Raw genomic sequence first — 12,533 nt, forward strand, 5'->3', positions numbered from 1 at the left:
TCATCGGGTGCCCTCCTCGTCGGCACGCGCCTGCTCGTAGGCCTGATCGCCGACGAATTCCGCGCCGCGCACCGCATCGATGTACACCGAGCGATCTCGCAGGTCTGCTGCAGCACGGTCGCTGATGTCGATGATGCGACCCGCGAACACCGTCATCGCCAATCCGACGACGACGAGACCGATCGTCGGGATGAGCATGAAGGCGGGCATCCGGCCCACGTCCTCGCGGTCACCGAACTGAATGTCGGACGAATCGTCGAGGAGAGCGGACGGGCTGTTGTCGGCCAGGTCGCCCTCCGGGGCGTCGGCGCGAGCGCGCCAGAACGCCTTGGTCCACACCCGGGCCACCACGTACAGCGTCAACAGGCTGGTGACGATGCCGCCGGCGACGAGCAGCCAGGCCAACACGCTGCCCTGTTCGCTACCGGCCTGCAGCAGGGCGACCTTGCCGATGAAGCCCGAAAAAGGTGGAATACCACCGAGATTGAGGGCAGGGACCAGGAACACGATCGCCAGGACCGGGCTGGCCGCAGCCAAACCGCCGAGGCGTCGCAGCGACGACGACCCGGCCTGGCGCTCGATCAGGCCGACGACGAGAAACAGCGTCGTCTGCACCAGAATGTGGTGGGCCACGTAGTAGATCGAGCCGGACAATCCCGATTGCGTCGACAACGCGACGCCGAAGATCATGTAGCCGATGTGGCTGACGAGGGTGAACGAGAGCAGTCGTTTGATGTCGCTCTGGGCGATGGAGCCGAGGATGCCGACGAGCATCGTCAACAGGCCGCAGACCATGAGCACGTTGTCGAGGGAGCCGTCGGGGAACAGCAGGGTGTGGGCCCGGATGATCGCGTACACACCGACCTTCGTCAGCAAGCCGGCGAACACGGCGGTGACCGGAGCGGGGGCGGTGGGGTACGAGTCGGGCAGCCACGTCGAGAGCGGGAACACCGCGGCCTTGATGCCGAACGCCACCAGCAGGACAGCGAAAATCGCCGTTCTCGTGCCCGACGGGATGTCGTCCATCCGCACCGCGATGTGCGCCAGATTCAGCGTCCCGGTTGCGCCGTACACGAGGGCGATTCCGATCAGGAAGATCAGCGAGGACACCATCGACACCATCACGTACGACACGCCTGCGCGCACGCGGTCCGCGCTGGCACCGAGCGTCAACAGCACGAACGATGCCGCGAGCAGTACCTCGAACCCGACGAACAGGTTGAAGAGGTCGCCGGCGAGGAACGCGTTGCACACGCCCGCGGTCAGTGCGAGATACGTCGGCAGGAAGATCGAGACGGGCTGATTCTCGCTGCCGTCGCGAATACCCTGGCCGATGGAGTACACCATGACCGCCAGCAACACGATGGACGAGACGACGAGCATCATCGCCGAAAGCCGGTCCACCACAAGAGAAATGCCGAGCGGAGAGTCCCAACCGCCGACCTGAAGTGCACTGGTGCCGTCGCGATCGGCCAGATAGAGCATCATCGACGAAATCGCGACGACCGCCGTCAACGCGACGAGGGTGATGAAGCGTTGAGCGCGGGGGCGTCGACCCAGCACCAGCGTCAGGGCCGCCGCGAGCATCGGAATCAGTACGGGCAGCGGAGTCAGGGCGTCCATCACACCCGGGGAGATCGTCATGCGTCGTCTCCCTTCTTGTCCGGTCGGCTGTCGTCTTTCTCGGCCGTGTCGAGTCCGTCCAACCCACGGAGCTGGGGGTTGTCGTCGTCGTTGTCGAAGTCGCCGTCGTGCAGATCTTCGTAGCACTCGAGGTCTTCGAGGTTCCTGATCTCCTCGAGCGGAATCGGGTTGCCCTTGGAGTCGAAGGCGTCGCCGCCGAAACTCGGCTCGCCGGTCACGGGGTCGTCGGAGCGGTCACGATCGGGAGCCTCGGCCATCGAGCGCCGCTGGGAGACCTTGGTGTCCTCGGGGTCGTTCTCGATGTCGTCCTTGGTGTTGAGCGTGAACGACCGGTAGGCGAGCGCGAGGACGAACGCCGCGATACCCATGGTGATGACGATCGCCGTCAGGATCATCGCCTGCGCGAGCGGGTCGGCCATGCCCTGATGCAGGGAGTTGTCGCGGCCCACGATGGGCGGCGTACCTGCGGGTCCGCCGACGGTGAGCAGCAACAGGTTGACGCCATTACCGAACAACAACAGTCCGAGCAACATCTTGGTGATGCTGCGTTCGAGCAGCAGGTACACACCCGCCGCGACGAGGACGCCGACGATGACGAGCATTCCGAGATCGGCGGTCATGGGGCACTCACGCGGCCTTGGCTCTGCATTTCCACCTGTGCATCGAGACGGGCACCGAGGCTACGGAGCACGTCGAGGACCAACCCGACCACGATGAGATACACACCGAGATCGAAGAACAGTGCGGTGACGAGCTTGATGTCACCGAGGATGGGCAACGTCAGCTCCAACGTCGCCGAGGACAACGCCGGCGCTCCGAGGAACATCGACGCCACCGCGGTACCGGCGGCGAGGATCAATCCGAGCCCCAAAATCTTCCCGGCGTCGATCGGCACCGCCTCGCCGAGCTCGTAGCGACCACCCGCGAGATATCGCAGTACCAGCGCCAATCCGGCAGTGAGGCCACCGGCGAACCCGCCGCCGGGGGCATTGTGGCCGGAGAAGAAGAAGTAGATCGAGAGCACCATGATCGTCGGGAAGATCAACCGCGTCGTGACCTCGAGAATCAACGAACGGTGCCGCGGATCGATCAGATCGCCGCCGAGCAGCCACGTCGTCTCCGCTCCGTAGTTCGCATCCGAGTTCGATGCGGGGGCGTTCGATGCGGGGGCGTCGGACACCCGCGGAGCGCTGCCGAACCGACGGTTACGGAACACCAGGCTGGCCACGCCCGTCGCGGCGACGAGCAGGACACAGATCTCGCCGAGGGTGTCCCAGGCGCGGATGTCCACCAGGATGACGTTGACGATGTTCTTGCCGTCGCCCAGTTCGTATGCGGCCTGGGGGAACTGCAACGACACCGGGGCGGCGCTGCGGGCGTTCATCGCGAATGCTCCCAGCACGCTGACGGTCGCTCCGACGGCAACGGCCAGTGCGGCACGGGGCGCACGAGATCCGGCGGAGCCCCGGTCGTCGACTTCGGCCGGCAGCTTGCGCAGCACGAGCACGAACACCACGAGGGTGAGGGTCTCGACGAGGAACTGTGTCAGGGCCAGGTCCGGTGCACCGTGAATGGCGAAGATGACACCGCAGCCGTACCCGGTGAGCCCGACCAGGATGACACTGGCCAGGCGGTTGCGCATGACCGTGGCACCGAGGCCGCCTCCGATCATGATCAGCCCGATGACCAGCTGCAGCGGGGTGTTCCACAGGGTGTACTCGAGGCTCGGTTCCTGCCCGACGATCAACACGATGATCGGCAGCAGCACGAGCGTGAGCAGGATGGTGCCCTGGGTGAGGGGGAGCGAACCACGCTGGGTGGTGCCGGTGAGACGGATGGACAGGGTGTCCATGAACTTGAGCACGTTGTCGTAGATTCGGTCGGCGTTACCGAGCGGGGGATGCTCGAACTTGAGCCGGTTGACCACGCGATGAGCGATGAACAGCCCGACACCGCCGGTGACGACGACGGCGGTGAGCGCCAACGGCAGGTTGAACCCGTGCCACAGCGCCAGGTGATACGGCTCCTGACCGTACGACGGCAGGGTGCGGGCGTAGGGACTGACGATGTGGTCGACGATCGGGGACGCGAATCCGGCGATCAGTCCGGCAATCGCCAGGAACGCGGGCGCAGCCAGGAACAGCGCGGACGGCGCGTGCATGGCCCTGACCGACGGACTCGGACGCGTGAGTTGCTTGCGCGCGAATGCACCCCACACGAATCGAATGCTGTAGGTGACCGTCAGAATCGAGCCGATGACCAGCCCGGCGACGACGACGGCTGCGACCGTGGGGTGCAGCGTCGGCGTGCCGATCACGGCCGACAACGCCGTTTCCTTGCCGACGAACCCGATCATCGGTGGCAGTCCGGCCATGCTGGCGGCGGCGAGAGCGGCGATCGCTGCGAGCCAGGGTGCCTTCTTGCCGAGGTGGGCGAGCTTGCGGATGTCGCGGGTGCCGGTGGTGTGATCGATGATGCCGACCACCATGAACAGCGTCGCCTTGAACATCGCGTGCGCGATCACCATCGTCAGGCCGGCGAGCATGGCCTTTTCCGAGCCGATGCCGACCAACACCATCAGGAAGCCGAGCTGGCTGACGGTGCCGAACGCGAGGATGAGCTTGAGGTCGAACGCCCGCAGGGCTCGCCACCCCGCCATGATCATCGACAGCAGTCCCAGTGTGATCACGGTCGCGCGCCACGGGCCCGAGTCGGCGAACCCCGGTGCCAGGCGTGCCACCAGATAGATGCCCGCTTTGACCATCGCGGCGGCGTGCAGGTATCCGCTGACCGGTGTGGGAGCGGCCATGGCTCCGGGGAGCCAGAAATGCAGCGGGACGATGGCCGATTTGCTCAGCGCACCGATGAGAACCAGCACGATTGCGACCCCGGACAACCAACCGCCCGGAGCGTTCGCCACCAGCTCCGACAGGTTGTAGGTGCCCGATACCTGGCCGAGGATGATGATGCCGACCAGCATCGCCAGGCCGCCTGCGGTGGTGACCAGGAGAGCCTGGGTGGCCGCGCGTCTGCTCGAGGCGCGTTCGGCGTAATGGCCGACGAGCAGGAAGGACAGGACCGTGGTGATTTCCCAGAAGATGTAGAGGACGAGCATGTTGTCGCTGGTGATCAGGCCGAACATGGCTCCGGAGAACGCAACCATCTCGGCCGCGAACAAGCCGAGCCGCGGCTCGTCGTCCTCGAAGTAGCGTGCGCAATAGAGCAGAATCAGTGCGCCGATGCCGAGCACCAGCAGTGACATGATGGCGGCCAGGGAGTCGAACCGCATGTCGATGTCCATCGACAGGCCCGGAACCCATTCGATGTGGAGCTTCTGCTCGGTGTTCCAATGGCCGAACACCCAGATCAGGCTCAGCAGTGGGACGAGTGCAAGCGGGAAGAATGCGTTACGACCCCACCACCGAACGAACAGCGGCGCGAGCAGCGCGGCGGCGACATGCGCAAGAAGGATGGCGAGCAAAATCACTCCGTCGTCTCGGTCGCCTCGGCGGCGAGGCCGAGGCGGTGGTCGTAGGGCGGCGATGAGTAGGGTCTGACAAGCTGTCGAAATCGAGATGTGTGTATTTGAGAAATAACGAACCGGTGTGCCGACGGCAGCACGGAAGTTGTTGATTTCCATCCTACTTTGCGTGGTCGGAAGCGTGCCAAGCGGTACAAATCGGCCTGACGAAGGGAGTGCCGGTGAAGAATTCGCCGCTCATTCGCACTGCCGGTCTGGCGTACGTCAGGGATCGCCGAATGATCCAGACGCGTTCGGTGGGTAAGTCCGCCTTCTACATGGCGGGCGGCAAGATCGATCCCGGCGAGACGCCGGAACAGGCGCTGCATCGAGAGATCAGAGAAGAGCTCGACACGGCGGTGACCGATGCGCAACTCCTCGGAGTGTTCGAGTGCGAGGCCTGGGGACACCCGGCAGGCACCCCGCTCGAAATCACGTGCTTCCTTGCCGATCTGACCGACGAGCCGACTCCGACCAGTGAAATCGCCGAGATCAGATACTTCACCCGTGACGAGTACGCGGCCATGCCCGACGTCGCTCCGGGATCGCTGATGGTGTTCGAGCGAATGAAAGCCCTCGATTTGATCGACTGAAGCGGGTACGTTGTCGGGTAGGAGAACGTACGTTCTCTCCTCGGCCACCGTGAAGGAGTCCCCATGACGAACCTGTCCCAGAAAGCTGCAACCCTGCTCGAGCTGCACCAGCCAGGAAACCCGGTCGTACTGCCGACCGTATGGGACGCCTGGTCCGCCAACCTGGCCGTGTCCGCGGGCTTCACCGCGCTGACCGTCGGTAGCCATCCCGTCTCGGACTCCATCGGCAAGCCCGACAACGAGGGCATCACCTTCGACGAGCTCCTCACCCGCATCTCGCAGATCTCCAGCGCCGTCGACGCGCCACTGTCCGTGGACATCGAATCCGGCTACGGCGAGGACCCCAAGCGGCTGATCGACGGACTGATCTCCGCAGGAGCCGTCGGCCTCAACATCGAGGACACCGTGCACAGCGAGGGCGGCCGCCTCCGCGAAGCACAGGAACACGCCGACTTCGTCGGAGCACTCCGCTCGGCATCCGACGCCACCGACGTCCACGTGGTCATCAACGCCCGCACCGACCTGTTCGTCAAGGCGATCGGCGACGAGAACGACCGCGTCGACCGCGCCATCGCCCGCATGAAGTTGGCCGCCGAAGCCGGAGCCGACTCGCTCTACCCCGTCGGCTTCCACAGCGACGCCGACTACAAGCGCCTCGCCGAGGAACTCCCACTGCCGATCAACGCCATCGCGAACCCCGCCGAAGGCGACCTCTCCCACTTCGCGTCCCTGGGCGTCGGCCGCATCAGCTTCGGCCCGATCTTCCAGATGGTGCTCGCCAAGCGTGCCGAAGAAGTTCTCGCCCGCTGGAAGTGAGTGCTGCGCAGTGGTGCGGTTGAGTGCCCCCTGCGGCACATAAACGCACCACTGCCGCTAGGCACTCCCGTAGGCCCGCAGATGCGCCACCTGCTCGGGATCGAGTGACGGTTTGACCGTTGCCCGAGCAGCGGCGACATCGGCGGCGGTGACGTCGGCGGCATCCATCGACCGACGCATCGCCGTCAACGCGGCCTCGCGCAGCAGGGCCGCACAATCGGCCGCGGAGTAGCCGTCCAGATCGCGCGCCAGGGACTCCAGATCCACGTCCTCGGCGAGCGGGATGGATCTGCCCGACGCCTTCAGGATGTCCACTCGCGCATCGGAATCCGGCGGTGGCACGAACACCAGGCGTTCGAGTCGGCCGGGCCGCAGCAGCGCGGGATCGATCAGATCGGGCCGGTTGGTGGCCCCGAGTACGACGACATCGCGCAACGGTTCGACGCCGTCGAGTTCGGTCAGCAGCGCCGCGACCACCCGATCTCCGACGCCCGAATCCGAGCTCTGGCCGCGTCGGGGCACGAGCGCATCCACCTCGTCGAGAAAGATCAGCGAGGGAGCGGAATCGCGGGCACGCTGAAAGAGTTCTCGGACGGCCTTTTCCGAGGAGCCGACCCACTTGTCCATCAACTCCGCGCCCTTGACCGAGTGCACGCTCAGCTGGCCGGAACTGGCGAGCGCCCGCACCAGGAACGTCTTGCCGCACCCGGGTGGTCCGTAGAGCAGAACTCCGCGCGGCGGCTCGATTCCCAAGCGCGCGAACGAGTCCGGATGTCGCAGCGGCCACAGCACGGCCTCGGTGAGTGCCTGTTTGGTCTCGACCATGTCGCCGACGTCGTCGAGGGTGAGGCTACCAATGGCCAGTTCCTCGCTGCCCGAACGCGACAGCGGCCGGATCACCTGCAGGGCGCCCACCAGATCTTCCTGGGTCAGCGAGGCCGCGGCCGAATCGTTCGACGCGCGAGCAGCCGCCCGCAGCGCCGCCTCCCGCGTCAGGGCGGCCAGATCGGCGACCACGAATCCTGGTGTCCGCGAGGCGATCTCGCCGAGTTCGACATCGCTCTGGGGAACCTTCCGCACGAGGTGCTCGAGCAATCCCTTGCGGCCGGCGGCGTCGGGCAGAGTGAGTGTGAGTTCACGATCGCAGAGGTCCTGACCGCGCACTCTCGCGTCGGTGGCCTCCGGATGAGCCGTTGTCGCGATCAGCGCCAGTCCCGGGGTATCGACTGCCCGACGAAGTACGTCGAGAACGAACGTGGACGCCGGTTCGGGATCGGCGGGCAACAACGCGTCGACGTCGGTGATCAGCAGCACGCCGGAACCGGAAAGTTCGTCCACCGCCGAGGTGACCCGCTCCACCCGAGCCGACGCCTCGAGCGCGCCGATCGACGGACCGTCCAATTCGACGCAGGCACGCTCACCGATCACCGCGCGCGCCAACGTTGCCTTGCCGACTCCGCCCGGTCCGGTGATCAACACCCCCAGGTGCGGGGACGCGCCCAACGTGGCCAACAGTTCCGACTCGTCGAGCGCCAGTCGCAGCCATTCGGTGAGCTTGGACTGCTGAGCGCTCACGCCCACGAGATCCGCCACGCTCACCGGCGGCGCGGCAGGTCTGGGGATCGTGTTGCGGGACGCCGGGGTTCGAGCGATCGTTCCGGTTCCCCAGGACACCGCCGAATTGGGCTGCACGCTCACCGGCCCACCCGAAGGGTCGACGGCCGAGACCGTCAACAGCTCCGTTGTCCACGCCACCCCGAACGTTCGCGACAACGCCTGCGTCGCAGAACTCGTCGACGTACCGGGGCCCAGATCGCGGGGGAGCAGAGACACCGTGTCTCCCACCGTCAGCACCTTGCCGAGCAACGCCTGCCGCAGAGTGGCGTCGGAGATGGAGCCGGTGGCCAGCGCAGAGCCCGTCACCGTGACGGTCTTGGCTCCGTACACCGTGACGGGTCCGACTGCGACAGAGGCGTTCTCGCGAAGGCCGGTGTTGGAGAGCGTGACGTCGTCCAGCAGTGCGGTGCCCTGTGGCGATCCCTCGGGGGCCGCAGCGACGACGGCAGCTGTACGACGAGAACCGATGAGCGAGACTGCATCCCACTCACGCAAACCCAGAGCGGCGAGAACCTCGGGATGTAGCCGCACGACGCCGCGTCGGGCATCGGCGGCCGAGGTGTTCAGGCGGGCGGTGAGAACGAGCTCGGGTGTGGTCGGGCGAGATTCGGTCACACGGCCAACCTACTGGGGTCATTCCGCAGGCTCCACTCCCGGCCAGCGGCGAAAGGCTAGCTGCGAGGTCGACGCAGTCCCAGTCGCGCCTGCGACCGGCGATTGTTGCCCGGAGCGCGTCGGATGGCCCGACGCTCGGCTCGGCGCTCGGCCGGCTTGGCGTCCCAGGTGTACGGGCGAGCGGCCGTCCAGCGCTGCGAACGAACTGCGAACGGGATGTGCACCAGGTAGGCCAGCACCAATCCCATCAGCAGGATCAGCGGGAAGGTGATGAGCGCGGCGGCAAGCAGAGCCACCAGGACCAGCAGAATCGCTGCCAGCCGAGGCGGCACCGAGACGGTCTTGAGCGCCAAAGTGGGGATGCGGCTGACGATCATGCCCGCAGTGAGGATCGACCATCCGGCGACGACGTAGAACGATGCCCACCAGCCGTCACCGAACTCCTCGAACGCGGCAATCGGCGCCATGGCGATGAGAGCTCCAGCGGGGGCGGGAACTCCGGTGAAGTACTCGCGGGCGTAGGCGGGGGTGTCGTCCTCGTCGAGCAGAGTGTTGAAGCGCGCGAGCCTGAGCACGATGCTCACCGCGTAGACCAGCGCGATGATCCAACCGCCGCTGCTGCCCTCGAGCAGCGTCACGTACAGCACCAATGCAGGCGCGACACCGAACGAGATCGCGTCGGACAGTGAGTCCAGCTCGGCACCGATCTTGCTGGTGGCGTCGAGCAGTCGAGCGATACGGCCGTCCAGTGCGTCGAGGATCGCTGCAGCGCCGACCATGGCGAGCGCGATGTCGAGTCGGCCGTCGATGGCGAACTTGACCGCGGACAGGCCCGAGCACAGCGCGAGAATCGTGACGACGGACGGGAGCAGACGGATGGCAGCAGGCGGCTTTGCGCGTCTGGTGATCATGTCGGCTTCTACTGCTGGAGCTCGGCGAGGACTGTTTCGGCACCGACGGCGCGTTGGCCGCGTTCGACCAGCAACGTGGTGCCGGCGGGGAAGTAGGTGTCGACTCGCGACCCGAAGCGGATCAGTCCGTACGTGTCCCCGATCGACAGGGTGTCGCCGACCTCGGCGTTGTTGATGATGCGCCTGGCGATGAGGCCTGCAATCTGAACCACGGCAATGTCCTGGCCGGAGTCGGTCCTGATGTGCATGCTGTTGCGTTCGTTCACCTCGCTGGCCTCGGCGAGATCTGCCGATTTGAACTGGCCTCTACGGTGCACGACCTCCACGACGCGACCGCCCACGGGAACGCGCTGCACGTGGACGTCGAGAACGGAGAGAAAGATGCTCACACGCGGAACCGGCTGTGATCCTAGATCGAGCTCGGCAGGCGGGACGGCGGTATCGACCAGCGTGACCAGGCCGTCCGCCGGGGCGACAACGACGCCGGCGCGGTTGGGCGGCACCCGGGACGGGTGACGGAAGAAGGTGGCGCAGGCTCCGGCGGCCACGAGACCGGCGTTGCGGACCCACTTGGATCGGCGGCCGAGAACTGCGACAGCGAGCGGACCGCCGACGAACGGCAGGCATGCAGGGTGGAGGGGTGGAACCGTTTCACGAACCAAATCGACGATGTGAGCCACTCCGGTACGGGGCGGTTGACCAATCGGGGCGGGACGGCGTGCCACGGTCTCCTCTAACTGTCTGCGACAGTAACTGTCGGCAAAATGAATGCTGGCAGGTCATGGTGCTGCGAGCGAGTTGTGCGTCGAACGCACGACTGCCGGAGCCCTCACAGCGTACGTGAGGTGCCCCGGCAGTCGAGAAGTGCGAGTGAAATCAGACGCGGCTGCGACCGGTCACGAGCTTGACCAGGAACAGCAGGATGCATGCGCCGAGGATGCAGGTGACGAAGCTGAAGATGATTCCTGCACCTTCGACGTCGACACCGAAGACCTTGAGCAGGTATCCGCCGATGAGGCCGCCGATGATGCCGACGACGATGTTCAGGATGATGCCCATCTGAGCATCCGTCTTCATGATCTTGCTGCCGATCCAGCCGGCGAGTCCGCCGATGATGATCCAGCCGATGATTCCGAGACCCAACATGTGTTGCCCCCACTTTCCGTTCGTGTCGATTTCTTGTCGAACGACGGATGCCCCTTCGAAACGAACCTGAAACATTCCTGAGAAAACTATTTTTTGCTGGACTTTTCGCTTTCGGCTTTGATTCGACGCAACGTCTTGTTCATGCCCTCGACAAGTTCGACGTCGAATTCGTCGATGCCGCCGAGGACACGTTTGACCAGCAACGACGACACCGCCGACGTGCCTGTGGGCGCTTCCCGCTTCTCGACGACGGTCGTTCCGGTGGCGGTGGGAGTGAGCGTGTACGACCAGATGGTCTTGTTCTCGGCGACGCGGAACGCGAGTTCTCGATTGGGTTCGAAGGTGACGACCTTGGACGTCGTCGGCCACACGAGCAACCCCTTGCGATTGACGTTGAGGGTCTTGGTGCCCTTGCCGACCGGGCCACCGAGAACCTTCATCTTCTTGCACTGGGGGCTCCACTCGCCCATGCGCTGCAGGTCGGAGACGATCGACCAAACGGTCTCGGGGCTCGCGGCGATGTCGATCGTGGCTTCCAGAGTCTTGCTCAACGGATTCCTCCAGGTAGTGAGGTAAATGCAACCGACTGTCACACTCAATCGTGCGAATCCTATGTGTCAGCGGACACAGTGGGCCAGCAGGTGAGCGGAACTTCGTAGCAGGGGTCGAACTTTCGTCCACCTGGGGTCGTTCCGCAGGCGCCACTCCCGCTCACATTCGAGCGAAGCGAGCCAGAACGAACGCATACAGCCCGTAGAGCGCGATGCCCACTCCGGCGAGCACGAGTAGCACCTGTCCGTAGGGCTGCGAGCCGAGGGTTTTGAGGGCGCCGTCGATGCCGGTGGCCTTGGACGGATCGGATTGAAGCACGGCCACCACGACGAGGATGCCGGCTCCGACGAGAGCAGCGCCCTTGGCGGCGTATCCGGCGATACCGAGTTTGACGACGGCTCCGCTCTGATGACCTTCGAGATCGTCGACGAAGTTCTTCGAGACACCCTTGTAGACGTGGTACGCGCCGACGCCGATGACGACCAGGGCGATGACGATCAGTACCAGCTTGCCGCCACCGGATTCCATCAGTCGAGCCGAGTATCCGGCGTTCTGCTGCCCGCTGGACTTACCCGAACCGGTTGCGAAGCCGTAGGTCGAGAAGGCGAATGCGAGATAGACGACGGCCAGAGCCGCTGCTTTGAGGCGGTCCATCCCGCTACCTTCGTCGGCATCGGACTTCTTGCCGACGATCGCTTCGACGACTCGCCACAGAGCCAGGGCCACGAACGCGACCACCGCCACCCAGAGGGCGATCTTTCCGCCGGGCTTGTCGGCCAACTCGGCGAGCGCGCCCGACTGGTCCGCGTTGCCCGACTGACCGAACGCCAACCGAACGGCGATGTAGCCGATCAGGATGTGCAGCACTCCGCTGACGAAGTGGCCGGCTCGCGCGGCTTTCTCGAATGCTCCGTTGTCCTGCACGGAACCGGCCAGCGATTTGCCCGATGTCGAATTTCCCGACGTGTTCACGAATGTTCCCCGATCAGTAGATTTGGGCAGTTGTTTACCCCGACCCAAGGCGAAGGAAACTGTCTTACGGCGCGAAACGCCGCACGAGATCCCACCGAGGCGTTAACACGGGGCGGACACTGATCGATGTAGCAAGCGGAGTGTCGG

General features: G+C 65.2%; 11 protein-coding genes. 2 read left to right on the forward strand and 9 right to left on the reverse strand.

Annotation, left to right across the window (positions count from 1 at the left end; all coding sequences use genetic code 11):
- From ACNEOT_RS06725 to ACNEOT_RS06735, 3 genes are read right to left on the reverse strand one after another with little or no spacing between them, the layout of a single operon-like run.
- A complete protein-coding gene (locus ACNEOT_RS06725; RefSeq protein WP_415973127.1) occupies nucleotides 1-1,644 on the reverse strand; it encodes a Na+/H+ antiporter subunit D in 1,644 nt (547 codons plus the stop codon).
- Nucleotides 1,641-2,264 carry a Na(+)/H(+) antiporter subunit C gene (locus ACNEOT_RS06730; RefSeq protein WP_415973128.1) on the reverse strand — a complete coding sequence of 208 codons (624 nt, stop codon included), beginning with the start codon at nucleotides 2,262-2,264 and terminating at the stop codon, nucleotides 1,641-1,643. Before ACNEOT_RS06730 ends, ACNEOT_RS06725 begins: the two co-directional genes overlap by 4 nt.
- Nucleotides 2,261-5,125, reverse strand: a complete 2,865-nt coding sequence (locus tag ACNEOT_RS06735; RefSeq protein WP_415973129.1) for a Na+/H+ antiporter subunit A — start codon at nucleotides 5,123-5,125, stop codon at nucleotides 2,261-2,263. The genes ACNEOT_RS06730 and ACNEOT_RS06735 overlap by 4 nt, the downstream gene beginning before the upstream one ends.
- A 221-nt stretch (nucleotides 5,126-5,346) precedes the next feature.
- Between ACNEOT_RS06735 and ACNEOT_RS06740 the strand changes: the two genes are divergently transcribed.
- Together ACNEOT_RS06740 and ACNEOT_RS06745 are read left to right on the forward strand one after the other, a co-directional pair.
- The gene (locus tag ACNEOT_RS06740) at nucleotides 5,347-5,757 is read left to right on the forward strand and encodes an NUDIX hydrolase (RefSeq protein WP_415973130.1); all 411 of its coding nucleotides are present in this window, start codon (nucleotides 5,347-5,349) and stop codon (nucleotides 5,755-5,757) included.
- Nucleotides 5,758-5,820: 63 nt separating this feature from the next.
- Nucleotides 5,821-6,573 (forward strand): isocitrate lyase/PEP mutase family protein, encoded by a 753-nt coding sequence (locus ACNEOT_RS06745; protein ID WP_415973131.1) that lies wholly within the window; start codon nucleotides 5,821-5,823, stop codon nucleotides 6,571-6,573.
- Between the two features lie 57 nt (nucleotides 6,574-6,630).
- Here ACNEOT_RS06745 and ACNEOT_RS06750 read toward each other — a convergent pair whose 3' ends face one another.
- From ACNEOT_RS06750 to ACNEOT_RS06775, 6 genes are all read right to left on the reverse strand, one after another.
- The gene (locus ACNEOT_RS06750; protein ID WP_415973132.1) at nucleotides 6,631-8,805 is read right to left on the reverse strand and encodes an AAA family ATPase; all 2,175 of its coding nucleotides are present in this window, start codon (nucleotides 8,803-8,805) and stop codon (nucleotides 6,631-6,633) included.
- A 56-nt stretch (nucleotides 8,806-8,861) separates the two neighbouring features.
- The gene (locus ACNEOT_RS06755; RefSeq protein WP_415973133.1) at nucleotides 8,862-9,716 is read right to left on the reverse strand and encodes a CDP-alcohol phosphatidyltransferase family protein; all 855 of its coding nucleotides are present in this window, start codon (nucleotides 9,714-9,716) and stop codon (nucleotides 8,862-8,864) included.
- An 8-nt stretch (nucleotides 9,717-9,724) separates the two neighbouring features.
- The gene (locus ACNEOT_RS06760) at nucleotides 9,725-10,441 is read right to left on the reverse strand and encodes a phosphatidylserine decarboxylase (protein WP_415973134.1); all 717 of its coding nucleotides are present in this window, start codon (nucleotides 10,439-10,441) and stop codon (nucleotides 9,725-9,727) included.
- 151 nt (nucleotides 10,442-10,592) lie between these two features.
- A complete protein-coding gene (locus tag ACNEOT_RS06765) occupies nucleotides 10,593-10,862 on the reverse strand; it encodes a GlsB/YeaQ/YmgE family stress response membrane protein (RefSeq protein WP_415973135.1) in 270 nt (89 codons plus the stop codon).
- A gap of 86 nt (nucleotides 10,863-10,948) precedes the next feature.
- On the reverse strand, nucleotides 10,949-11,413 hold the full coding sequence (locus ACNEOT_RS06770; protein ID WP_415973136.1) for an SRPBCC family protein: 465 nt from the start codon (nucleotides 11,411-11,413) through the stop codon (nucleotides 10,949-10,951).
- 160 nt (nucleotides 11,414-11,573) lie between these two features.
- Nucleotides 11,574-12,386: a DUF1206 domain-containing protein gene (locus ACNEOT_RS06775; RefSeq protein WP_415973137.1), complete on the reverse strand. Its 813-nt coding sequence runs from the start codon at nucleotides 12,384-12,386 to the stop codon at nucleotides 11,574-11,576.
- Nucleotides 12,387-12,533: the final 147 nt, after the last annotated feature.

The organism is Rhodococcus sp. 077-4 (assembly GCF_047782425.1).
Classification (GTDB): Bacteria; Actinomycetota; Actinomycetes; order Mycobacteriales; family Mycobacteriaceae; genus Rhodococcoides.

Bases quoted from the DNA above. Each gene is read 5' to 3' on its own strand.
- ACNEOT_RS06725 (WP_415973127.1), bottom strand. From the start codon at position 1,644: ATGACGATCTCCCCGGGTGTGATGGACGCCCTGACTCCGCTGCCCGTA.
- ACNEOT_RS06730 (WP_415973128.1), bottom strand. From the start codon at position 2,264: ATGACCGCCGATCTCGGAATGCTCGTCATCGTCGGCGTCCTCGTCGCG.
- ACNEOT_RS06745 (WP_415973131.1), top strand. From the start codon at position 5,821: ATGACGAACCTGTCCCAGAAAGCTGCAACCCTGCTCGAGCTGCACCAG.
- ACNEOT_RS06755 (WP_415973133.1), bottom strand. From the start codon at position 9,716: ATGATCACCAGACGCGCAAAGCCGCCTGCTGCCATCCGTCTGCTCCCG.
- ACNEOT_RS06765 (WP_415973135.1), bottom strand. From the start codon at position 10,862: ATGTTGGGTCTCGGAATCATCGGCTGGATCATCATCGGCGGACTCGCC.